At 63.7% G+C, this 23,271-nt stretch carries 17 protein-coding genes and 1 pseudogene; 3 read left to right on the top strand and 15 right to left on the bottom strand.

The annotated features are described in order from the left end of the window. Positions 1–60: 60 nt before the first annotated feature. The 3 genes from RS897_RS39310 to RS897_RS39320 are packed head-to-tail and all read right to left on the bottom strand — an operon-like array spanning position 61 to position 5,691. Entirely contained in the window at positions 61–3,378 is a 3,318-nt protein-coding gene (locus RS897_RS39310) for an error-prone DNA polymerase (RefSeq protein WP_315834034.1), read from the bottom strand. Next, positions 3,375–4,997 (bottom strand): Y-family DNA polymerase, encoded by a 1,623-nt coding sequence (locus tag RS897_RS39315; protein WP_315834035.1) that lies wholly within the window; start codon positions 4,995–4,997, stop codon positions 3,375–3,377. Before RS897_RS39315 ends, RS897_RS39310 begins: the two co-directional genes overlap by 4 nt. Continuing rightward, a complete protein-coding gene (locus tag RS897_RS39320) occupies positions 4,888–5,691 on the bottom strand; it encodes an ImuA family protein (protein WP_315834036.1) in 804 nt (267 codons plus the stop codon). The genes RS897_RS39315 and RS897_RS39320 overlap by 110 nt, the downstream gene beginning before the upstream one ends. Positions 5,692–5,851: 160 nt before the next feature. Here RS897_RS39320 and RS897_RS39325 point away from each other — a divergent pair, with 160 nt between their 5' ends. Beyond that, a complete protein-coding gene (locus RS897_RS39325) occupies positions 5,852–7,099 on the top strand; it encodes a putative DNA modification/repair radical SAM protein (RefSeq protein WP_315834037.1) in 1,248 nt (415 codons plus the stop codon). Positions 7,100–7,108: 9 nt separating this feature from the next. Further along, positions 7,109–8,545, top strand: a complete 1,437-nt coding sequence (locus RS897_RS39330) for a UdgX family uracil-DNA binding protein (RefSeq protein ID WP_315834038.1) — start codon at positions 7,109–7,111, stop codon at positions 8,543–8,545. A 42-nt stretch (positions 8,546–8,587) separates the two neighbouring features. Here the strand turns inward: RS897_RS39330 and RS897_RS39335 are convergent, their stop codons facing one another. From RS897_RS39335 to RS897_RS39390, 12 genes and pseudogenes are all read right to left on the bottom strand, one after another. Continuing rightward, positions 8,588–9,076: a GlcG/HbpS family heme-binding protein gene (locus RS897_RS39335; RefSeq protein WP_315834039.1), complete on the bottom strand. Its 489-nt coding sequence runs from the start codon at positions 9,074–9,076 to the stop codon at positions 8,588–8,590. After that, positions 9,073–10,284: an amidase gene (locus tag RS897_RS39340; protein ID WP_315834040.1), complete on the bottom strand. Its 1,212-nt coding sequence runs from the start codon at positions 10,282–10,284 to the stop codon at positions 9,073–9,075. Before RS897_RS39340 ends, RS897_RS39335 begins: the two co-directional genes overlap by 4 nt. Positions 10,285–10,315: 31 nt before the next feature. Next, positions 10,316–11,929, bottom strand: a complete 1,614-nt coding sequence (locus tag RS897_RS39345; RefSeq protein WP_315834041.1) for an ABC transporter substrate-binding protein — start codon at positions 11,927–11,929, stop codon at positions 10,316–10,318. Between the two features lie 46 nt (positions 11,930–11,975). Next, entirely contained in the window at positions 11,976–13,430 is a 1,455-nt protein-coding gene (locus tag RS897_RS39350; protein WP_315834042.1) for an amidase, read from the bottom strand. Beyond that, entirely contained in the window at positions 13,420–14,412 is a 993-nt protein-coding gene (locus RS897_RS39355) for an ABC transporter ATP-binding protein (protein WP_407654387.1), read from the bottom strand. Before RS897_RS39355 ends, RS897_RS39350 begins: the two co-directional genes overlap by 11 nt. Further along, entirely contained in the window at positions 14,409–15,371 is a 963-nt protein-coding gene (locus tag RS897_RS39360) for an ABC transporter ATP-binding protein (RefSeq protein ID WP_315834044.1), read from the bottom strand. The genes RS897_RS39355 and RS897_RS39360 overlap by 4 nt, the downstream gene beginning before the upstream one ends. After that, positions 15,371–16,222, bottom strand: coding sequence for an ABC transporter permease (locus RS897_RS39365; protein WP_315834045.1), 852 nt, complete (start codon positions 16,220–16,222; stop codon positions 15,371–15,373). Before RS897_RS39365 ends, RS897_RS39360 begins: the two co-directional genes overlap by 1 nt. Positions 16,223–16,225: 3 nt before the next feature. After that, positions 16,226–17,242 (bottom strand): ABC transporter permease, encoded by a 1,017-nt coding sequence (locus tag RS897_RS39370; RefSeq protein ID WP_315838895.1) that lies wholly within the window; start codon positions 17,240–17,242, stop codon positions 16,226–16,228. A gap of 302 nt (positions 17,243–17,544) precedes the next feature. Further along, positions 17,545–18,120, bottom strand: coding sequence for a cupin domain-containing protein (locus RS897_RS39375; RefSeq protein ID WP_315834046.1), 576 nt, complete (start codon positions 18,118–18,120; stop codon positions 17,545–17,547). Positions 18,121–18,456: 336 nt separating this feature from the next. Next, positions 18,457–18,543, bottom strand: a pseudogene (locus RS897_RS39380) (IS5/IS1182 family transposase); the annotation flags it as partial. Positions 18,544–18,812: 269 nt separating this feature from the next. Continuing rightward, the gene (locus RS897_RS39385; protein ID WP_315834047.1) at positions 18,813–19,988 is read right to left on the bottom strand and encodes a M20 aminoacylase family protein; all 1,176 of its coding nucleotides are present in this window, start codon (positions 19,986–19,988) and stop codon (positions 18,813–18,815) included. Between the two features lie 154 nt (positions 19,989–20,142). Further along, the gene (locus RS897_RS39390) at positions 20,143–21,390 is read right to left on the bottom strand and encodes an oxalate decarboxylase family bicupin (RefSeq protein WP_315834048.1); all 1,248 of its coding nucleotides are present in this window, start codon (positions 21,388–21,390) and stop codon (positions 20,143–20,145) included. Positions 21,391–21,592: 202 nt separating this feature from the next. Between RS897_RS39390 and RS897_RS39395 the strand changes: the two genes are divergently transcribed. Continuing rightward, on the top strand, positions 21,593–23,212 hold the full coding sequence (locus RS897_RS39395) for a GMC family oxidoreductase (RefSeq protein WP_315834049.1): 1,620 nt from the start codon (positions 21,593–21,595) through the stop codon (positions 23,210–23,212). Positions 23,213–23,271: the final 59 nt, after the last annotated feature.

The following is a 23,271-nucleotide window of genomic DNA, read 5'->3' on the forward strand; positions in this document are numbered from 1 at the left end:
ATCGGGTGAGCGAGCGGTGGACAAGTCACCAAAAATTGCAAACCAGGTCGTGTCCCTCGCTTAGTGGAAATCACGCGAATTCGGCAGAATGCGAACGTTGCGCGGATGGCGATGCTTTGGTGCGGGCATCGCGGGATCCTCTGGGCGGACCTGCTTCGGCGGATCGGCCAGCCGCGCGCCGGCCGGCAAGACCGGCCGCACCAGGGCATCGTTGGCGAGCGCGACCAGATCCTGCGAGCGGTCGATCAAACGTTCCGCCACCAGATGCACGACGCCCTCGGAGCTCTGGATCCGTCCCTCGATCAGCACCAGCCGCGCGCCCATCACCTCCTTGCGGAAGCGCTCCATGGTCTTGGACCACACCACGATGTTGGCAATGCCGGTTTCATCCTCGATGGTAAGGAACACCACGCCTTTGGCGCTGCCCGGCCGCTGCCGCACCAGGATAACGCCGGCGCAGCGGGTGAAACTGCCGTTGCGCAGGGCCGTCGCATCCTCGCAGGACAGCACCCGCTCCTGCGTAAAGCGCGCGCGCAGGAACTGCATCGGATGGCCCTTCAGCGACAGACGGATGGTCTGATAATCCGCCACCACATGCTCGGACAGCGGCATCGCCGGCAGCGGCTGCGCTGCTTCATCGGGCAACTCGCGCGCAATCGCAGCGGAGAACAGCGGCAGCGGAATATCATCCGGCAGCCGCCGCACCGCCCACAGCGCGGCCCGGCGATCGAGCCCAAGCGAGCGGAACGCGTCCGCATCCGCCAGCAGGATCAGCGCCCGCTTCGGCAGCGCAGTGTCGCGGGCGAAATCCTCCAGCGAAGCGAAGGACCGCTTTGCACGCGCATCGATAATCCGCTGATCCCAATCGTCCTGCGACCATGTTTTTGGATCATCGACATCGCGCACATGGAAGCCGTCAATCTGCCGGAAGCCGAGCCGCAACGCATGATATCGTCCGCAGCGCTCTTCCAATGTGTTTTGTCCCTCGCTGAAGGACACATCGATATCGCGCACGGTGACGCCGTTCTTGTGCGCATCGGCAACGATCTGCGCCGGCGCGTAAAATCCCATCGGCTGTGAATTGAGCAGGCCGCAGGCGAAAGCATCGGGGTGGAAGTGCTTGAGCCAGGACGACACATAAACCAGTTGCGCAAAACTCGCCGCATGACTTTCCGGAAAACCGTATTCGCCAAAACCCTTGATCTGGTTAAAGCAGTTCTTCGCGAACTCTTCCGGATATCCGCGCTCCGTCAGATTGCCGACCATCTTCTGTTCAAAAGTATGAATCGTTCCCATATGGCGGAAGGTCGCCATGGCCCGGCGCAACTGATTGGCTTCGTCCGGCGTAAATTTCGCGGCTTCGATCGCGATCCGCATCGCCTGTTCCTGGAACAGCGGCACGCCCAAGGTCCGACGCAGCACCTTCTCGAGTTCATCGGCAGGGCCATGATCGGGTGACGGCGATGGATAGACGACTTTCTCGATGCCGTTTCTCCGTTTCAGATACGGATGCACCATGTTGCCCTGGATCGGGCCGGGGCGAACAATGGCGACCTCGATCACAAGATCATAAAATTCCTTCGGCCGCAGGCGCGGCAACATGTTCATCTGGGCGCGGCTTTCGACCTGAAACACGCCGAGCGATTCCCCGCGCGACAGCATGTCGTAGACAGGCTTCTGCTCGGCCGGGATGGTCGCCAGTTCCCAGCGTTCGCCCTTGTGGAGATCGATCAGATCGAGGCACTTGCGGATGCAGGTCAGCATGCCGAGCGCCAGCACGTCGACCTTCATCATCTTGAGCGCGTCGATGTCGTCCTTGTCCCATTCGATGAAGGTGCGGTCGTCCATGGCGGCGTTGCCGATCGGCACGAAAGTATCCAGCCGGTCCTGAGTCAGCACATAACCGCCGACATGCTGGGACAGATGCCGCGGAAAGGTGATCAGCTCGGAGGCAAGTTCGACGGCGCGGCGGATCATGGGATTGGTGGGATCGAGCCCCGCCTGTTTGATCTGCATGTCACTGAGACCATCGCCCCAGCTGCCCCACACCGTGTCGGCCAGCGCCGCGGTAACGTCTTCGGTTAGGCCCAGCGCCTTGCCGACATCGCGGATGGCGCTGCGCGGCCGATAATGGATCACGGTGGCGACAATGGCCGCGCGATGGCGGCCATAGCGCCGGTAGACATACTGCATCACCTCTTCGCGCCGCGAATGCTCGAAATCGACATCGATGTCCGGCGGTTCGCTACGCTCCTGGGACAGGAACCGCTCGAACAGCAGATCCACCTTGGTCGGATCGACCGATGTCACGCCGAGCACATAACAGACCGCGGAATTGGCCGCCGATCCCCGGCCCTGGCACAGGATATGTTCTGAACGCGCATAATGGACGATGTCGTTGACCGTCAGAAAATAGTGCGCGTATTCGAGTTTCCGAATGAGATCGAGTTCCTTCCTGAGCGTCGCCGCAAGTTTGTCATCGATGCCGCCAGGATAGCGCCGCTCTACCCCCTCCCTCACCAGATCTTCCAGGTGCTGCTGCGCGGTCTTGCCCGGCGGCACCGGCTCGTCGGGATACTGGTACTTGAGTTCGCTGAGCGAAAAAGTGATGCGGTCGGCAAACCGCATGGTCTCGGTTATCGCGTCCGGGAGTTGCTGAAATAGCCGAACCATCTCGGCCGCAGGCTTCAGGTGCCGTTCGGCATTGGCCTCAAGCCGCCGGCCGACAGCCTCGATGGTGGTTTTTTCGCGCACACAGGTCAGCACGTCCTGCAGGACCCGGCGCGCGCGATGATGATAAAGCACCTCGTTGGTGGCCAGCAGCGGCACCTCGGCGTCTTGCGCCAGATGCCACAGCCGTGCCAGCCGGCGCTTGTCGTCGCCGCGATACAGCACGCTGGCGGCGAGCCAGACGCCGTCCGCGTCACTCTGCTGCAGTGTGCTCAAGACCTTGAGACCCTCCGCGGTCTCGAAGCGATGCGGGAGCGCCACGACGAGAAGCTGTCCCTCGGCAAACCCCAACAGATCCGGAAGCGTCAGATGACACTCACCCTTCTCGGCCCTGAGCTTGCCAACGCTCAGCAGCCGACAGAGCCTGCCATAGGCCGGGCGATCGCGCGGATAGACCAGAATGTCCGGGGTATCATCGCTGAAGACCAGCCGCGCCCCAATCAACAGCTTCGGCTTGTGCTCGACCTCGTCATTGTCGAGTTCGCTGTAGGCGCGCACAACGCCTGCCAGTGTGTTGCGGTCGGCAATTCCAATCGCTGGCAACCGAAGCTCGCTCGCCTCATGAACATACTCCTGCGGTTGCGAGCCGCCGCGCAGAAACGAAAAATTCGTGGTGATGCCGATCTCGGCATAATCAGGCGTGCTCATGCGAACAGACCGTGCATGAACCATTTCGGGGATACCGGCTTGCCGTCGTCGTCAACCGTCTCGGTGCCGTAAAGCCCATCCCGATAGAGCCAGAAGCGCAGACCGGCCTCATCTTCCACCCGGAAATAATCCCGCGTCAGCGCCTGCCCCTGAATCCGCCACCATTCCATGGCGATGCGCTCGGGGCCTTCCGCACGCACCACCGCATGGGTGGCGCGCCGCCATTTGAACCGCGCCGGCGGACCATCCGGCACCTGTGCAATCACATCGATCGCTTCGGGCTTTTCGAACAGGCGCAGCGGCCGCAGCGGCGGCTCGGCCGAAACTCGTTGTGGCCAAATGGCTTGCGATGCGGCCGTGAACTGGTGCTGCGCCGGAACGGCAAGAGACGCCCGCTCCGGAATATGCGTGTCTTGCGGCAGATATACCAGAATGCGCCGGCCGCCGATCCGCGCCGCGATCCGGTCGATCAGCGCCGACACCTCGTCATTATCCTGGGCATGGGCGTCGAGATCGCGCTGCTCCTGGACCACGGTCTCGACATGACTGGCCGACAGCCGGATCAGATCGAAGCCGAAGCCAGGGTCGAGCGGATCGGCCAGCGCATCGAGCTTCTCCCGGAACAATCGCTCCACCATCTTCGTTCGCGTCACCGGCCGGCCGGCTTCGACCGCGATCAGGCGCACCGCGCCGTCGGTGCGGAAAAAACTGGCTTCGAGCCGGCGCGCGCCCTTGCCATGGCGCTCCATCGCCGTCATCAGCATTTGCGCCAGCCGGTCGAGGGTGGCGGTGATGGCGAGATCGGTGGCGATCGGTTCCGGAAAACGCTTCTCCACCATATAGTCCGGCAGCAGCTTGCGCGGCGAGATCGGCGCATCGCCCTGCCCCAGCGCCTGCTGCAACGTCGCCACAAAAGCCGCGCCGAACCGGGCCGCGATTTCGTGCGGCGCGCGCGCAGCGACATCGCCGATGGTCTTGAGACCGGCACGGCGCAGCCCGCGCGTGATGGCGTCGTGGGCTCCCAAGGCATAAACCGGCAGGGAATGGACGGCAGCGGCCTCGCCACCCTCGGGAATCACATGGCCGCGTGTCGCCATCGCCACCGCGCGCGCGCAGCCCGGCGTGCCGGCAATCGCGGCGTTGACCACAAAGCCCTGGCGGTCGAGCGCCTCGCAAAGACTGCGCATCATCGCCGCCTCGCCACCGAACAGATGCGCGCAGCCGGTAACATCAAGGAACAGCCCATGCGGTGGATCGAGCGCCACCAGCGGCGTGAAGCGGTCGCACCAGTCGGCGATGGCGTTCAGCGCCTGCCTGTCAGCCGCATCATCGACATCGAACACCCGCACGTCCGGGCAGATGGCGCGTGCATTGGCGAGCGGCAGTCCGACTTCAAGCCCGAGATCGACCGCAACATCGTTCAGCGCCGTGATCTGCAATGCGTTGCTCTGCTTGCCGACAACCACCCAAGGTTCAGCAGCAGCCTTGGTAGCAGCAACCTTGGTCACCTCAGCCGGCGCGGCGCCTGAGCGTTGCAACTGGCGCTTGATACGATCGGTCGGCAGGCGCGGCAGCCGCAGGCTGAGGATGCGCCGCCGGTTCACGGAAAAGGCACTCATCACATTTCCATTCCATGATCCACTGGCCGGTCTGGCCATGGCGATTACGAACCAATTCAGCGTCGAACACCGGATCGCCCCAAACGCTCCACACCGAGCCGGGTGGAGAGGGAGCGGCGCGAATGACCCAGCGGGTTTCGGCCGTGCTCACCGCGGGCTCCGCCGCGCTGCGCAACACCAGGCAGGTGACACCGGAGGTTTGCGCTGTCAGCGTCAGCTTGCGGCTGGCAACGAGATCGAACTGCCGCGCCCCGCCCCAGACATCCAGCACCACGGCGCCGAGCGCATCGCAGGCGAGCGCATCCGCTGTCACCCGCAGGGCCATGTCGATGTCGGCGGCGGCGACCGTCACGATCAGCCGCGGATCGAGCCCGAGCTGGGCGAGGCCGTTCATCGACACCGGGCCGGTTTCCAGCCCGACGAAATCCTGCCGCACCCACATCACCGGGCGCCGCCGCGCGCTGCGCCAGGCGAGGCCCGCAATGAAGCCGGTGGCCGACGCCGCATGACGGCCTTCCGAGGCGAACACCTCGTGCAGCGCACCGCGCGCAAGGCCGCCCTTCAGCATCGCGTCCGCGCCGCCATGGCCGAGCGCAATACGGTTCACATCGTCATGCTGGCGCGTGGCGCCTGCCTCCAGGCGTCCGATCGCACCCCGCAAATGCGCAAGCGTACTCATGCGTGCGCCGCTCATGCGTCGCTCCTCAAAAATCCCGGCTTCGTCATCGTTGCGGATTGAACGAATGACCGCCGCATTTGTTCATGATATGTTCCAGTAAAGCGGACCGCGTCCCGGGAGTCAATGCCGGGCACCGGACTTTCAATTTTCCACAATCAAACCAATGGATTAAAAGATGGACGTGCAGGGCAAGCTGGAAATCCTCGCGGATGCGGCGAAGTACGATGCCTCCTGCGCCTCCAGCGGCACCGAGCAGCGGGACTCCCGCGACGGCAAGGGAATTGGGTCGACCGATCCGGGCATGGGCATCTGCCACTCCTATGCCCCCGACGGCCGCTGCATTTCGCTGCTCAAGATCCTGCTGACCAACGCCTGCAACTACGACTGCCTGTATTGCATCAACCGCGCCTCCAGCAACGTGCCGCGGGCGCGTTTCACCGTCAGCGAGGCGGTCCAGCTGACGCTCGACTTCTATCGGCGCAACTACATCGAGGGGCTGTTTCTCTCGTCCGGCATCATCCGCAATCCCGACTACACCATGGAACAGGTGGTGCGCGTGGCGAAGAGCCTGCGCGAAGAGCATCACTTCCGCGGCTACATCCATCTCAAGACCATTCCCGACGCCAGCGACGACCTGATTGCCGAGGCCGGCACATACGCCGACCGTCTCAGCATCAATATCGAAGTGCCGACCGAAACCAGCCTCGCCCGGCTTGCGCCCGAGAAGGACGTGCGCGCCATCCGCCGCAGCATGGGCCGGCTGCGCCTGAAACTCGACGAGGCAACGGACTCGTCAGCGAAACATGGCCGCGCAGCGCCGCCTCGCTTTGCTCCCGCCGGGCAGAGCACGCAGATGATCATCGGCGCGGATGCCTCGAACGACCGGACCATCCTGGAGACCAGCGCCAATCTCTACGGCTCCTACAATCTGAAGCGGGTGTATTATTCGGCGTTCAGCCCGATCCCCGACGCGAGCCGCGCGCTGCCGCTGCCGCTGCAGGCGCCACCGCTGGTGCGCGAACATCGGCTCTACCAGGCCGACTGGCTGATGCGGTTCTACGGTTTCGACATCGGTGAACTGACCGAGCCGCTGGAAGACGGCATGTTGCCGCTCGACATCGATCCCAAGCTCGCCTGGGCGCTGCGCCATCGCGATCGTTTTCCGATCGACGTCAACAGCGCCAGCCGCGAACAGCTGCTGCGCGTTCCAGGATTCGGCACGCGAACCGTGAACAGCATCCTCGCGGCACGCCGCGTGACGCATCTGCGTGCGGCCGACCTGGCGCGGCTGCATGTGCCGCGCAAGAAGGCTTTGCCGTTCATCGTGCTGTCCGACCATCGGCCGGCCCCGGCCCTGCTCGACAGCAATCGCCTGCTGCAGTTGCTCCGCCCGCGCCCCGCGCAACTCGGCTTCGGCTTTTAGGGGACTTCAATGCACCACGTGAAACTCGCATCTGAAACCGACTTCGACGGCTGGCGCACCGCTGCACGCGCGCTGGCGATCAACCAAATCGAGCCGGCAGCCGTCAGTTGGTGTGTCGGCGGAGACGCACCGGAGCTGTTCGCGCCATCCCCGCTTCCGGATATCGCCGGACAGCCGGCGTTTCATGTTCCGGCGGCCTTCATCGAGCTCGCCCGCGCCGCAGTCCTGAACCGCGATCCGCAGCGCTTCGGCCTGCTGTACAGGCTGCTGTGGCGTCTGCGATCACACCCCGCATTGATGTCGCTTGCGACCGATCCCGATGTGGCCCGTATCGGCAGCCTTGCCCGCGACGTGCATCACGCTGAGCACAAGATGCACGCCTTCGTCAGGTTCCGGGAGGTCGGCCGCGACCGCGATTCACGCTTCATTGCCTGGTTCGAACCGCCGCATTATATCGTTGAAGCTGTTGCGCCATTTTTCGAGCATCGGTTCGCCGACATGGCCTGGTCGATCCTGACGCCCGATCGCTGTGCCCATTGGGACGGGTCGAAGACCACCTTCACCGAAGGTGTTTGCCAATCGGACGCACCATCGGACGATCGGCTGGAGGATCTTTGGCGCACTTATTACGCCAGCATCTTCAATCCCGCACGACTCAAGGTCAAAGCCATGAAGGCCGAGATGCCGGTGAAATACTGGCGGAACCTTCCCGAGGCGTCTTTGATCAATCCCCTGATCGAACAGGCTGGCCGGACCGCGCAAACCATGATCGAGAGCGCGCCGTCGGAGCCGCGCGCGACACAACAGCGAAGGGAACCAGCAATGGTCCCGACAAAACCCCATGCAGACACGCTGGAGCATCTGCGAACCGAGGCGATGGATTGCCGTGCCTGCCCTCTCTGGAAAGACGCGACCCAGACCGTATTCGGAGAAGGTCCGCGCCATGCGCCGATCATGATGGTCGGCGAACAACCCGGCGACAAGGAAGACCTCGCGGGCAAGCCGTTCGTCGGGCCTGCCGGGCAAATGCTCGATCGCGCGCTGAAGGAGGCCGGCATCGACCGCGGCAAGGTGTATGTCACCAATGCGGTCAAACACTTCAAGTTCGTGCCGCGCGGAAAAATCCGCCTGCACCAGAAGCCGAACACGGCGGAGATCAAGGCGTGCCGCCCCTGGTATGAGCGCGAACGCGCGACCATCAAGCCCGCGCTCGTGGTCGCGATGGGAGCTACTGCGGCGCAGAGTGTGTTCGGCAAGATCACGCCGATCAACACGAGTCGTGGCCGGCTGATCGACCTCGATGACGGGGCCAAGGCGCTCGTCACCGTGCACCCGTCTTACTTGCTGCGGCTTCCCGATGAAGACGCGAGGGCGAAGGAGTATGAACGGTTCGTCGACGATTTGCGGATGGTGGCGGACTTCCTCCGCCACGCGCACGCGGCGTGAGTTGCGAAAACGCGCCGACCGAAGATGGCACAACGCGGAGACCTAGGCGGTGTGAGGCGTCGGTCCCCTGATGATCCCGGTATCTTCCGCGCCCATCGGCTTGAAATCGACGCACATGTCGGCGCCGGGGATCGCGGCCGCACCGGCCCGGGCGACAGCGAGATCCTGCGTGCCGGACCCGGAGCCCGCCGCCACTGCGCCGAGAATGAAGCCATCGACGCGGATGGGAAGACCACCGATCAAATTGGTCCAGCGGTTTCCATGCGCGAGAGTGACCTGGATTTCCACGTCCGCGTGAGCGCCACCGGTCGGCGAGCCCGACAGCGCCGACGTCCGCGCCTTGTTGATGGACGAAGTCACGCTCAGTCCCTTCGAGCCGTCCATGCGTCCGAACGCCAGCAGATTGCCGCCGGTATCGACCACCGCGATACACATCGGCTGCCCGATGCGGGTCGCCTCGGCGATTGCCCCGTTCAGCACCTTGAGCGCGCCTTCGAGCGTCAGCGTCCTGGTGTCCTTGATGTCGGTCATGGTCGCTCCCCGAACAGCCCAATCGAGAACTCCCGTGCCAGGGTGCGCGCCGCGGCGACCAGCGGCGCATCGCCGCCGCGCCAGCCGATGAGGGACAGCCCGACCGGAATCGAACCAGCTGTCGAGACGGGCAGGCTCACCTGCGGAAGGCCCGTCAGGCCGGCGATACCGGTCAGGTCGACGATCCGGTGCACCGCCGCGCGGATGTCCGACAGGCGCGCGTCGCGGCGGATCGGCAGAATGGGCGAGGTCGGCAGGCACAGCATGCGCCGCCCGTCGAGCAAACCGTCAAGCCGCTTCGATGCGCATGCGCGGACAATTTTGGCGGCCGCGAGGTCGCTCGAGGGAATGCGGCCGTCGTCGGCGAACGCGCCGGCCACCTCCGAGGAGAAGCGCGGGTTCACCCGATCGATCCAATCCCGAAAGGTGGCGTGGAATTCGCTCTTCTGCAGGATGCGCTGGTGGCGCGCCCAGTCGAGAAGCTCGCCTTCGGCCAAAGGTGGCACGGTGATCGGCACGGCTTGGCGCAGCCGATCGACGACGGGCTGCAAGGCGCGCCGTATCGGCTCGTCGGCGAGCGCGAAGCAGTCCGCCGCAACGACGATCTCGGGGAGCAAAGCATCGGGAATTTGTTCTCCGAGCAGCACGGCGCCGACCCGGCCGAACGTCAGCGCGTCGCGGGTGAAATAACCGACGGTATCGAACGAGGGCGCCTGGGTCATCATGCCGGCGACCGAGATGCGGCCGTGTGTCGGCCGCAGGCCGTAAATCCCGCAGAAGCTCGCGGGTATGCGCACCGAGCCGCCGGAGTCAGTCCCCAAAGCGACATCGACCAGGCCGCCGGCAACGGCGGAAGCGGAGCCGCTCGACGAGCCGCCCGGTACGTGGTCCGGCGCGCGCGGGTTGAGCGGCGTACCGTCAAATTTATTGATGCCAAGCAGCCCGAGCGAGATTTCGTCGGTGATTGTCTTGCCTGCCAGCGCGGCGCCGGCGCCAAGCAGGGTGTCGACGGCCCAGGCGTCGACCTCTGCCGCCTGATGGGTGGCGGCCCAGTCGGGATTGCCGCAGCCGGTCACGCCGCCCGCAACATCGAACAGGTCCTTGACCGCGAAGGTCAGGCCCGATAGCGGGCCTGACCGGTGCGGCGCCCGGTGAACGATGGTGCCTGGAACGAAGGCGCCGAGGGTGTCTTCGAGCGTATCTTGCACGATGTTGTCCCGATGAAAGCTTGCCGCCGTCTCACTCCTTGTAGAGCTTGCGGAAGTCCGGATGGGTATGAAACCAGTACTCGAAGCCCTGGACGTTCTTCTGCACCGCATAGTCGGCGAAGCGGGTATAGAGCGGGATGCGCGGCAGATCGGTCATGACGATGTCGACCATCTTGTTCAGGCTGGTCTTGTAGATTTCGGGATCGCGGGTGAAGCGCGCCAGGTCAATCACCTTGTCGAGGTCGGGATTGACGTAGTTGGCGGTGTTGAACACCGAATTATTGCCGCCGTGGAAGGTCCAGAAGAAGAAGTAGTCGGGGTAGTCGAGCCAGCCGTAGAATTCGGCGATGACCATCGGCATCGTCTTGCTGGCCATCTGGGCAAACCAGTTCGAGCCCGGAACCTTCTCGATCGTGAGTTCGACGCCGATCATCTTCAGCGCCTCCTGGATCAGGATGGCGGTCGGTTCGCGCACGGTGGATTCGCTGAGATCGATCGACAGCGTGGTCTTGAAGCCGTTGGGGAAGCCGGCCTCGGTGAGCAATTGCTTGGCTTTCGCGAGATCCTGGCCATGCTTGATCGGAACCGGCCATGTCGCGTCGGGGTAGGGTTTTGCGGGGTCGCCATCGAACATCGGCTTGGCGCGGTTATAGAGAGCGGAACTAACGATCTCCTTGTAGGGGATGGCGTAGGAGATCGCTTCGCGCACCTTGGGATTGTCGAACGGGGCGATCTTCACATTCATGTCGACGAACACGAGGTCGTTCTGCACCGGCACCCCGATGATCTTGACCTTCCCCTGCTCCGCCAGTTCGGCGTAGTCCTTCGGCGGCAGGCCGACCGACATGTCGACGTCGCCTTTTTCCAGCAGCGCACGACGCGTGCCGGCCGAGGCGATCTGCCGATAGACGACGCGCTTGAGTTTGGGCAAGGGGCCGGACTTCCAGGCGTCGAACCGGGTGAAAACAGTCTGCTGGCCGGGTGACCAGGATTCCACCTTGTAGGCGCCGCCACCGCAATCATTCCGTGACACCCACTCGAACGCCCACGGGTCCTGGGGCGTCGCATGTTTCTTGGCCAGTTCGGAATTGACGATGACGGGCACCGGCACAACGAGGTCAGGCATCGTCAGCTTGTTGAATTGATCGAACGTGGCCTTGAAGGTGTGATCGTCGACCACCGTGAACTGTTCGGGCTTGACCAGCGATCCCGCCGCCATTTGCACCGCCGGAAAGCCGCCGGCGGCGATGGCGCGGTCGAACGACCATTTGACGTCCTTGGCGGTGACCGGGCTGCCGTCGTGGAACGTCGCATCCTTGCGCAGATGGAAAATGTAGGTCTTGCCGTCGTCGCTGGCTTCCCAGCTCTCGGCCAGTTCCGGGGTCATGACCTTGGCGTCGTAGGACACCGTGCCATCAGCCAGTTTTTTCTCGCCGTGGCTGACGAGCCGGTCATAGGCCTGCCACACCACCATGCGGCTGTGATCGTTGGCGGTCGGCACCATCGTGTCGAGGCCGTTGGGGCCCATTTCGGACACGATGACCATGGTGTCCTTGGCAATTTCAGCCGCGCGCGCGGCAGCGCCGGGCAAGACAACGGACGCTGTGAGCAGCGCCGCCGTAACAAGACTACGATCGAGCTTCATATCGTGCATCCTCTTGGATTTGCGGGGTGGGAAAGCGGAGGCGGTGTCAGAGGCCGAGGTCGCCCAGCAGTTTCGGCCATTTGTGAGCCCACGGACGCGCTTGTTCGAAGGCGCCGGAGGCGGCGAGCACGGTACGGTCCGCCAGATGGCGGCCGATGATCTGCATGCCGACAGGCAGACCGGATTTGGTAAAGCCGGCAGGAATGGTCGCCGCCGGCTGGCCGGTCAGATTGCAGATGAAGGTGAAGCAGAGCCAGTCGCCGGTAGAGACCATCTTCTCTTCGATGATCTCGGGCCCCTGCATGTAAAGCGGGAAGGCCGGCACCGCGAGCGTCGGTGTGATCAGGAGGTCGTAGTTGGCCATGAACCGCCACATGCGGTTGCAGACCATCTGCCGGATCATTTTGGCGTCGGTGAATTCTTCCGCCGTCCACTGCCGCTGCAGCATGCCGACGAGGTGCGGCGACATTTCCTTTTCGCGCCCCTTCATCATGCGGCGCATGCCGGTGAGATCGGTGTCGCCGGCGACGATGGTCCAGAAATGCGGGAACGGATCTTCCCAACCGAGGTGGGCGCGCTCGACCGTACATCCAAGATCGGTCTCGAACACGCGCACCGCTTCGGAGACGACGCGGCGGACTTCCGGGTCGACAGGCGCATAACCCCAGTCTTCGCTGTAGGCGATGCGAAGGCCCTTGATGCTCTCTTTCGTGGCATCGACATAATCGAAGTCGGCGGCCGGGATGGAATAACGATCGCGCGGATCGGGTCCGGTGATCGCCTTGAGCATCAGGGCCGAGTCGGCCACGGTGCGGCTCATCGGGCCGACATGTTCGAGCGATTCCCAGCTCGATACGCCGGGATAGCGTTCATCCCGGCAACCCGGGTAAAGCGGCACCCGGCCCATCGAGGCCTTGATGCCGTACAGTCCGCAAAGTGCGGAGGGAATGCGGATCGATCCACCGCCATCGGAACCGATCGCGAACGGCGCGACGCCGGCCGCGACCGAGGCGCCAGAGCCGGCGCTCGATCCGCCGGACGTCATGTCGAGATTCCAGGGATTGCGCGTCGCCGGAAAAACAGGGTTGTGGCCGACGCCGCTGTAGCCGAATTCCGGCACGTTGGTCTTGCCGATGATGATCGCGCCGGCGTCCTTCAGCCGCTCGACCACGATGTCGTCCTCGTCCGGCACGAAGTCCCGGTAGAGCGGCGAGCCCATCACGGTCAGGATGTCCTTGGTGGCGACGAGGTCCTTGATTCCGATCGGCACGCCGGCCAGCAGGCCGGGATCTTTGCCGGCCGCGATCTTGGCGTCGACCGCGGCGGCGGCGGCTCGCGCCACGTCGGGCGTCGGCGTGCAGAAGGCATGGATGTGCGGCTCGAGTTTCTCCATGCGGCGCAGAACGGCTTCGGTGACCTCGGCAGCGGAAAGCCTCTTGTCTCTGACTTTCGCCGCGACGGTGACGGCGTCCATGCGGCAGATCTCATTGTCAGCGCTCATCGGTTCCTCCATGGGGTGCAAGAGCGAAGTGGCAGGCCGCAAAATGATCCGGGCCGACCTCGCGAAGCGGAGGCATGGCTTTGGCGCACAGATCAGCGCCGTCAGGGCAGCGGCCGTAAAAGCGGCAGGCGTTCGGGTCCGGATCGATCGGGCTGGTCGGGCTGCCATCGAGGCGCGGGCGCGCTTCACCGCGCCGAGCGGGATCGGGGATCGCGGCAACCAGCGCCCGCGTATAAGGGTGGCGGGGCGCGGTGAAGAGAGCCTCTGCCGGCGCGATCTCGACGATCTTGCCGAGATACATGACGACCACGCGCGAACATAAAAGCCGTACCACGTTGAGATCGTGCGACACGAACAGGTAGCTCATCGACAGTCGGGCGCGCAGGTCGGCGAGCAGCCGCAGGATCACGGCTTGCACCGATACGTCGAGCGCCGAGGTCGGCTCGTCGAGGATCAGCAGCGAGGGTTCGACCGCAACGGCGCGCGCGATGCCCACGCGCGCGCGCTGGCCGCCCGACAATTGATGCGGATAACGCTGCAGCAGTTCTTCCGGCAACCCGACCAGTGCCGCGGTGGCAAGGACGCGCTTGTCCATCTCAGTGCCGTTGCTCATGCCGAGCAGCCGCTTCAGCGGGTCGGCGATCGCCTGAAAGGCGCGGAACGACGGATTCAGGCTTTCGGTGGCGTCCTGGAAGACGACCTGGATCCGCCGCCGGCTCGCCGAGGACGCGAACTTCACCTGCGTCATCGCGGTGAGATCCTCACCGCCGAGCAGGACCTGGCCCGCCGTGGGATCGATCAGCCGGCCAAGCAGACGAACCATGGTGGATTTGCCGCAGCCGGATTCGCCGACCAGGCCGACGCTTTCTCCCGCTCCGATCGTGAGATCCACATCGTCGACGGCGTGGAGCCTGGCGCCGCGCGCCGCCCGCTTGATCGGGTAGAATTTAGTCAATGAGCGAACTTCGAGCAGCGGCGTCATGACAGCGGAAACCGGCAGCGCACGACATGCGCGGGCGACAATTCGGTCCAGGGCAGTTCCGCCTCGTCACAGATCGGCTGCCGCCGCTCGCAGCGGCCGCTGAAGCGGCATGGCGGCAACTCGCCGCGCAGATCGGGCAGATGGCCGGGAATGGAATTGAGGTCGTCGAGCCGCGATTCCGGGACCGGCGTCGCGGCGAGCAACTGGCGCGTATAGGGATGGGCCGGACGATCGAGCAGCGCCTCGGTCGACGCGATCTCGACGATGTGCCCGGCATGCATGACGGCGATCCGGTCGCAATATTCGCCGGCAAGGCCGAGATCGTGGGTGATCAGCAGCGTCGACATCCGCGTCGAGCGGCTCATGTCCCTGATCAGGTCCATGATCACCGCCTGGGTTGTCACATCGAGCCCTGTCGTGGGCTCGTCCGCGATCAGGACTGACGGTGTGCAGGCCAGCGCCATGGCGATCATCACGCGCTGGCACATGCCGCCCGAGAGCTCGAACGGGTAGGCTTCCGCCCGGCGTTCGGGATCGGGAATGCGGACTCGCGCCAGTGCCGCGATCGCCGCTTTCCTGAGATCACGACCCGGCAGCCCGGCATGCTCCTGCAGCACGTCTTCGATCTGCTTGCCGACCTTGCGGATCGGATTGAGCGCGGTGCGGGGGCTCTGGAAGATCATCGCCATCTCGCGTCCGCGCAGTTCGCGCATCGCTTCCGGCCGCGCCGCCAGAAGATCGATGCCGCCCATGGTGATGTTGCCTTTGGTGATCTGCGCGGCCTCATCGTTGAGGCCCATGACGGTGTAGGCGGTGACGGACTTTCCGGATCCACTTTCACCGACCACGCCGACGATCTCGCCGCGGCTGACCGACAAGCTCACGCTGTCCAGCGCCCGCACCACACCGTGACGGGTGCGGAACTCCACAGACAGATTGTCGATCTCGAGCTGCGCCATTACACGCGTTTCCTCGGATCGAGCAGGTCGCGCAGTCCGTCGCCCAGCATGTTGAAGGAGAACACCGCGAGCACGAGGGCGGCGCCCGGGAACAGGAAGGCCCACCACTCGCCGGAAATGATGTAGCTGGCGCCTTCCGAGACCATGATGCCCCATTCCGGCGTCGGCGGCCGGACGCCGAGCCCGATGAAGGACAAGCCGGCGGCGTTGAGGATCGCCCATCCCATGTTGAGCGAAGCCTGCACCATCATCGGCGGCAGAATGTTCGGGACGATATGGTTGAGCAGGACCCGCAGCGAGCCGTTGCCGCCCATACGCGCCGCCTCGACATAGCCGAGCTCGCGCCGCACGTTCACCTCGGCGCGCGCGAAGCGGCAATAGAACGGCAGATTGATGATCATGGTGGCGATGATGATGTTGGCTACGCTGTTGCCGAGCGCCACCACAATGCCCATCGCCAGCACAAACAGCGGGAACGCCATGATGGTGTCCATGGCGCGGCCGATGATGCGGTCGGTCCAGCCGCCGAAATAGCCGGCGAGCGAGCCGAGCGTCAGGCCAAGCACGAAGGACAGCAGCACCGCCGAGACCGCCATCCCAAGGTCCAGGCGCGCCGCGACAATGACGCGGCTGAGGATGTCGCGTCCCAGCGCGTCGGTGCCGAACGGATGCAGCGCACTAGGGCGCGCCAGTTTGGTGACGGCGGAGGTGACCAGAGGATCGTATGGCGCGATGTAAGGTCCGAAAATCGCGCACAGCGCCAGCAGCGCCAGGATGATCACGGCCACCAGTGTCAGGCGATTTTCGCCGAAAGCATAACCGGTGTTGCGAGCGAGCGTGACCAGACTCATCGCTCAGCCCTCGAACCGGACGCGGGGATCGACCAGTGTCGCGAAAATGTCGACCGCGAGGTTCAGCAGCACGTAAAGCGTCGCCATCATCAGGACGAAGCCCTGGACCGCGGCGTAGTCGGAGGCGATGACGGCGGACACCGCATAGGCGCCGACACCCTGCCAGCCGAACACCTGTTCGATCAGGACGTTCGAGCCCAGCAGGAAGGAGAACACCATGCCGAGCACGCTGCTGACCGGCAGCAGCACGTTGCGGAATGCGTAGGTCATCAGAATCTTGCGCACCGGCAAGCCACTGGCGCGCGCGGTCCGAATGAAGTCGCTGCTCAGCGCCTCCAGCATGGCCGCCCGCGTGATACGCGCGATCGGCGCCAGTGCGAACAGGCCGAGCGACACCGCAGGCAGAATCAACTGGGCCAAAGAGGCGCGGAGCACGGGCCAATCCCCCGCAATGAGGGCATCGACCGTGTAAGCCCCGGTGACATGCGGCGGCGGTGAGAAGGCAATTTCGTTCAGGCGGCCGAGCGGCTGTGGCGCCCAGTCGAGCAGGAAATAGAACACGTAGACGAACAGCAGGCCGACGAAGAAAGTCGGGAAGGCGGCGCTGACGGAGACCAGTGCACGGCAGACATGATCGACCGGCCCGTTGATGCGGGTCGCGGCCCACACGCCCATCGGGATGGCGATGCTGATCGCGAACAGGAGGGCGAAGGACGACAATTCCAGCGATGCGGGCAGCCGTTCGAGCAGATCGGTCAACACCGGCTGGCCGGTGGTGAGCGAACGGCCGAGATTGCCCTGCGCGAGGTCCACGACGTAGTGCAGAAACTGCACTGGAAGCGGACGGTCGAGTCCCAGAGTGGTGCGGATATTCTCGATCGAGGCGGCGTTCGCGGCGGGTCCGGCGAAATACGCCGCGGGGTCACCCGGCAGGGCGTGGGAAATGAAGAAGGTGAGAACGATCACGCCGACCAGGCTCGGGATGGTGCCAAGCAGACGTTTCCAGACGAAAGTCATCAGCGGCTTGCCTGCCGTTATTCGTCGGTACGACGGCTTTGCCGAAGCGCATCGACGTGTTCGGGCCCCATCGACGTCGGACGCAGCCAGGGGCAATTGGCATGCATCACAGTCACGTCAATCTAAGCAAGCACTATGCCAGCCCTGTTTTTGGGACCTTTGAATGCGGTAGGGACAATAAACAGAGCGTTAGCAGCTCAAGCTGCTGTTACGACAACATCTGGAATTGCGGTGATCTTAATCGTCGCCGCTTCACTTTTCGCCACATGCATGAAATTCATGCACTGCGAGCCCGATCTTTCGGCTCAGTGAACTTGCGGGGTGTTGACCCAGACAATCCGCGCTTCGTCCGGTCCGACATTGCGGTAGCTGTTGGTCAGATAGGCTTTGAAGAAGAAGGAATCGCCCGCCGTCATCAGGTAGGCGGTGTCGTCGATGGTGAGTTCGATGGTTCCTGACACGAGATAGCCGACCGCTTCGCCCTGATGGGTGATGAGGTCGATCTTCTCGCCTCCCGGGGCCACCACATGAACATTCGCTTCGAGCAGGTTGCCGGCCGCCACCGGCACCAGCCGCTCATACATGACCCCGGTTCCGCCGCGCAGCGCATCGACATGCACCTTGAGCCGATCCGCGGGTTTCTGCACCAGCTTGTATTCGCCGATGGTCAGACCAAAGAACGAGGCCATGTCGCGGTCGAGCGCCTGGACCATCTTGTCGAGCATCGGCAGCGACGGCATGACCTTGCCGGCCTCGATCTTGGAGATCATGCTCTCGTCGCATCCGACGGCCTGCGCCAGGTCCCGCATCCGCAGCCCCTTGGACAAGCGGGCACGCCGGAGACGCGGACCAATACTCAAGGTGCTGTTTTCAGAACTCACGCAACTTTTTCCAGCGATTTCGACCGAACAAGTATATGCATCGTAATCACATGATTTACCAGCATGTTCTGGCAAATCGAGAGGGGAAGCTGGGAAACCGGACCTTTCGCCGCGCAAAGGCGAGGCTCGCCCTCGACGTGACGAGCGAGAGTCGTTGGCTTCTATCGTCCAGGGGGCCTTGGGTCTCACCACCGTCAACCGCTTTGCCTCGAGCGGCTGCCAATCAAGTCAGGGGCTCGCGAGCCAAGTCAAACAGGCCGGGTGCACGAGCGGTAAGTTGCCAAGTCAGCTTGTGGCCCGTTGCAGACATTCATTCAGTGGAACGGCTTTGCTCGGTCAGCACCAGAAGGCGACGACGGCGGCTAGCGAGACCGCCGAGGCGTAGTTGCGTGCGAGCTTGTCGTAACGGGTGGCGACGCGGCGCAAAGCTTGTTCAGCAAGATCACGCGCTAAGAATTGAAGCGTCTCACCACTCTCAGTGTCGTCCCCGGCTTGACCGGGGACCCAGTATACGCAAGCGTTTGTGATATGCTCCGCGCTTACGCCACTCACACCGGGCGTACTGGACGCCCGCGTTCGTTCGCGGGCATGACAGCAGAATGTGGGAAGACACCTCGGCACACAAACAGGGAATCTTAGTGCCTATGGGACAAGCCCGGTGATGACAATGTGGGTGGAGTGTCTTCCGGTAGCTAAGCCGCCAGCGTTCCTTCGACCAGCTTCACCCAATACGACGAGCCGTGGACGATCGCGTCGTCGTTGAAATTGTAGGCCGGGTGATGCAGCCCCGCGCTGTCGCCATTGCCCATGAAGATGAAGGCGCCGGGGCGTGCTTCGAGCATGTAGGCAAAATCCTCGGCCCCCATGATCGGCGTTGTATTGGCGTCGACGTTCGCCGCACCGACAATGTCCGTGGCGATCTTCAGCGCGAAGTCGGTCTGGTCGGGATGATTGACCACGACCGGATAGCCGCGGTTGTAATTCAACTCGATGCGGGTGCCGGTGGCCTGCGCCACGCCTGCCGCAACGTCCTTCATGCGCTGCTCCACGAGATCCCTCACCTTGGGCTTCAACGTGCGGACCGTTCCCAGCATGTCGGCCGTCTGCGGAATCACATTGCTGGTGTGACCGGCGTGGAAACTGCAGATCGACAGCACAGCCGATTCCAAGGGATCAATGCTGCGCGAGACGATGGATTGCAGGGCGACGACCAGTTGCGCGCCGGCCAGCACCGGATCGACGCCCTTGTGCGGCATCGCCGCGTGCGCACCCTTGCCCTCGACCTTGATCACCAGCTTGTCCATCGAGGCCATCAGCGGACCTGGACGAATCGCGAAGCTGCCGAGCGGGATGCCCGGAATATTGTGCATGCCGTAAACCTGGTCGATCGCGAAACGATCCATCAGGCCGTCCTTGATCATCGCGGCGGCTCCGGCGCCGCCCTCCTCCGCCGGCTGAAAGATCATCACGGCATCGCCGGCAAAATTGCGGGTCTCGGAGAGATAACGCGCTGCGCCCAGCAGCATGGCGGTGTGGCCGTCATGGCCGCAGGCATGCATCTTGCCGGGGGTCTTCGACTGGTAGGGCAAATTGGTTTCTTCATGGATCGGCAGCGCATCCATGTCGGCACGCAGCCCGATCGCCTTGACGTTGCGGCCATCGGCCGGCTTGCGGCCCTTGATCACCCCGACCACGCCGGTCTGCCCGAGCCCGGTGACGACCTCATCGCACCCGAATTCCCTGAGACGATCGGCAACGAATCCAGCGGTCCGATGCACATCGTAGAGAAGCTCGGGATGGGCATGCAGGTCCCGGCGCCAGGCCATGATGTCGGGCTGGAATTCGGCGATACGATTGACGATAGGCATAATGACATTCCAAAGCAGAGCTGCCTGCGGCAGCCAACATTCGATCCGTCATCTCTACCATGGGTGCATGGTCAGCCCAATATCCGGCAGGCGCCAAAAAGCAGGCGAATTGACCGAAAAATGGGATGATATCGTGTTTTTCGAGCGCGATACTCTACGATTTCGGCATCAAACCGGGCGCATTGTCGGGCCACTTCGCGATTGTCGCCTCGTCGATATTCAGATGCTGGGCGACCAGCGCCGGCGGCGTATGGGTCAGCCAGTTGGTCAGTGACACCTCTTCATAGCGAGAGGCGCGGAACACCCCGATGAATTGCAGATCCGTATCGCCGATATTCTCCACATAGTGTCCGAAATTGCGCTTGACGTAACCGATATCGCCAGCCGTGAAATCCGTGGTCCTGGCGTTCGGTCCGGTGTTGAAAACCGTCATGCGCGCCTTGCCCTTGATATAGTACTGCCACTCGTCCGCGTTCGGATGCCAGTGCATCTCGCGCACGCCACCGGGGCGGACCGTGACCAGCGCGGCTGAGATCGATGTGGAGACGGTGAAGTTGCTGCTGTCGGCCACCCGCACATCACCACCGGCGTTCTGCTTCGTCGGCGGTGACGACGCAAGCGAGAAGACGAACGGATGCGGCGCTGCGCTTGCATTCCTGCCGGCCGCCTTGCGATCGGCGGCGAGGTCGCCGGGTAAAGTCCCTTGAAAGATCCAGAGATTTTGCAGCGGGATTTTCGCGAATGTCTCCGCCGGCACACCGAAATTCTTGGCCAGCACCTCCGGCGGCGTATGGGCGAACCAGTCGGACAGCAGCAGGGTGTTGAACTCGTTGGCCTTGCCATCGTCGAAGCAGATCACGAACTCGCAGCCGTCCGGTCCCAGCCCCTGCAGCGAGTGCGGCGCGCCGGCGGGGAAATACCAGAGGTCGCCCGCTTTGACGTCGGCGACATAAGGCCGCCCATGCACGTCGAGAACCGTCACACGGCAATTGCCGTAGGTCATGATCGCCCACTCGGCGGCCTGGTGCCAATGCAGTTCGCGGATGCCGCCGGCCGTCAGCCGCATGTTGACGCCGGAGATCTCCTCCGAAATCGCGAAGTCAGCCTGCGTCACCTGGCGCGCCCAGCCTCCGTTCTGAATGCGCTTCGGCGCGATGTTGAATGACGCCCAATCCAGCGGCAAACCGCCGATGTGGGTGGCCGGTGGAGATTGGGACGAGGGAAATTGACCGGCGATCGCCGGGTTCTGCGGGCCGGGGTCGGTCAGATTTCCTGGTCCCCTGGCGTTGACAGCACCTTGCGGCGGTTGGTCGGGATTGCCGAACGAGGCGGCACTTGCAGCCGAAGCGGTCATGACGGCGCCTGCCGCCGACACTGCCAATAGATCTCGTCTTGAAAACATGGCGATCACCCCTGATGAAAATCAACTCACCAGAGACATAAGCCGCTCGCGGTCCCGTACCATTAAATTACGATTTAGAGGACTGAAGGGAGACCATGAACCGAGATCGGTGCAGCACCGTTGTGCGTCAAATCGGTTTCCCCCCTCGCCCGAAAATGCTCTAACGCCATGATCAAAAAGCGGACATGCCACGGGATCGGGAATGACCAGACGGCTTGAGGGAGACTTCGACTACATCGTTGTGGGTGCAGGAACGGCAGGCTGCATTGTCGCCAACCGCCTCTCCGCCGATCCCCGCAAGCGGGTGTTGATTCTGGAGGCCGGCGGCAGGGACAACTGGATCTGGTTTCATATCCCGGTCGGTTACCTCTTCGCGATCGGTAATCCCCGCTCCGACTGGATGTTCAAGACCGAGCCCGAGCCCGGCCTCAACGGCCGCGCGCTGGCCTATCCCCGCGGCAAGGTGATCGGCGGCTCGTCGGCGATCAACGCCATGATCTCGATGCGCGGCCAGGCCGCCGATTACGACCACTGGCGGCAGCTGGGCCTGACCGGCTGGGGCTGGGACGATGTGCTGCCCGCCTTCAAGACGCTGGAGGATCATTTCCTCGGCGCCAGCGAGCACCATGGCGTTGGCGGCGGCTGGCGCATCGAGGCGCCGCGGTTGTCGTGGAAGGTGCTGGATGCGGTGGCCGATGCCGCGGCCCAAATGGGAATTCGACGCACCGGCGATTTCAACACCGGCAACAACGAAGGCATCGGTTATTTCCACGTCAACCAGAAGCGCGGCCGGCGCTGGTCCGCCGCGCGCGGCTTCCTCAAGCCGGCCCTGACGCGTCCGAACCTGCGGCTCGAAACCAATGTGCTCGCCGATCGCCTGATTGTGGAGAACGGTCGCGCCGTCGGCGTGCGCTTTATCCAGGGCGGAGAGATTGTCGAAGCGCGGACCAAAGGCGAAGTCATTCTGTGCTCGGGCTCGATCGGGTCGACCCAGGTGCTGCAGCGCTCCGGCATCGGACCGCGGGAGTGGCTGGCGCCGCTCGGCATCGATACGGTGCTGGCGCGCGAGGGGGTCGGCCGCAATCTGCAGGACCATCTGCAGCAACGCGCGATCTACAAGGTGAACGGCATCCGCACCTTGAACGAGACCTATTATTCGCTGCCACGTCGCGGCTGGATGGGGCTGGATTATCTGCTGCGCCGGCGTGGACCGCTGACCATGGCGCCCTCGCAACTCGGCATCTTCACCCGCTCCGATCCACATCAGGAGCGCGCCAACATCCAGTTCCACGTGCAGCCGCTGTCGCTCGACAAATTCGGCGAGCCGCTGCATCGCTTTCCTGCCATCACGGTCGCAGCCTGCAACCTGCGGCCAAGTTCACGCGGCAGCATCCGTTTGCGGGACGCCAAGCCGGACGCCGCGCCGATCATCGCACCGAACTATCTCGATACGTCGGACGATCGCCAGGTAGCGGCGGACGCCATCCGCGTCACCCGCCGGCTGATGCGGCAGGCCGCGCTCTCGCCTTATCGTCCCGACGAGTATTTGCCCGGCCCCACTATCGGCGACGACGATGCCGCACTGGCCAAGGCCGCCGGCGACATCGGCACCACGATCTTCCATCCGGTGGGCACCGCCAAGATGGGCCACACTGATGATCCGATGGCGGTGGTCGACGAGCGACTGCGCGTTCACGGCATCGACGGGCTGCGGGTGATCGACGCCTCGGTGATGCCGACCATCACCTCGGGCAATACCAATACGCCGACCGCGATGATCGCCGAGAAAGGCGCAGCGATGGTGGTTGCGGACGCGCGGTAAGCAATAGCAACTCGCAGACGAATGAGTGTGGCGGACGATGCGTCGGGCGTTATCCGGAA

The sequence above is a fragment of the Bradyrhizobium prioriisuperbiae genome (assembly GCF_032397745.1).
GTDB lineage: Bacteria > Pseudomonadota > Alphaproteobacteria > Rhizobiales > Xanthobacteraceae > Bradyrhizobium_A > Bradyrhizobium_A prioriisuperbiae.

What these genes read in the sequence shown, in the direction of transcription:
- RS897_RS39385 (WP_315834047.1), bottom strand. Translation starts at nt 19,988, where the DNA reads ATGCCTATCGTCAATCGTATCGCCGAATTCCAGCCCGACATCATGGCC.
- RS897_RS39365 (WP_315834045.1), bottom strand. Translation starts at nt 16,222, where the DNA reads ATGAGTCTGGTCACGCTCGCTCGCAACACCGGTTATGCTTTCGGCGAA.
- RS897_RS39360 (WP_315834044.1), bottom strand. Translation starts at nt 15,371, where the DNA reads ATGGCGCAGCTCGAGATCGACAATCTGTCTGTGGAGTTCCGCACCCGT.
- RS897_RS39330 (WP_315834038.1), top strand. Translation starts at nt 7,109, where the DNA reads ATGCACCACGTGAAACTCGCATCTGAAACCGACTTCGACGGCTGGCGC.
- RS897_RS39350 (WP_315834042.1), bottom strand. Translation starts at nt 13,430, where the DNA reads ATGAGCGCTGACAATGAGATCTGCCGCATGGACGCCGTCACCGTCGCG.
- RS897_RS39315 (WP_315834035.1), bottom strand. Translation starts at nt 4,997, where the DNA reads ATGAGTGCCTTTTCCGTGAACCGGCGGCGCATCCTCAGCCTGCGGCTG.
- RS897_RS39320 (WP_315834036.1), bottom strand. Translation starts at nt 5,691, where the DNA reads ATGAGCGGCGCACGCATGAGTACGCTTGCGCATTTGCGGGGTGCGATC.
- RS897_RS39310 (WP_315834034.1), bottom strand. Translation starts at nt 3,378, where the DNA reads ATGAGCACGCCTGATTATGCCGAGATCGGCATCACCACGAATTTTTCG.
- RS897_RS39325 (WP_315834037.1), top strand. Translation starts at nt 5,852, where the DNA reads ATGGACGTGCAGGGCAAGCTGGAAATCCTCGCGGATGCGGCGAAGTAC.
- RS897_RS39355 (WP_407654387.1), bottom strand. Translation starts at nt 14,412, where the DNA reads ATGACGCCGCTGCTCGAAGTTCGCTCATTGACTAAATTCTACCCGATC.
- RS897_RS39345 (WP_315834041.1), bottom strand. Translation starts at nt 11,929, where the DNA reads ATGAAGCTCGATCGTAGTCTTGTTACGGCGGCGCTGCTCACAGCGTCC.
- RS897_RS39390 (WP_315834048.1), bottom strand. Translation starts at nt 21,390, where the DNA reads ATGTTTTCAAGACGAGATCTATTGGCAGTGTCGGCGGCAGGCGCCGTC.
- RS897_RS39335 (WP_315834039.1), bottom strand. Translation starts at nt 9,076, where the DNA reads ATGACCGACATCAAGGACACCAGGACGCTGACGCTCGAAGGCGCGCTC.
- RS897_RS39395 (WP_315834049.1), top strand. Translation starts at nt 21,593, where the DNA reads ATGACCAGACGGCTTGAGGGAGACTTCGACTACATCGTTGTGGGTGCA.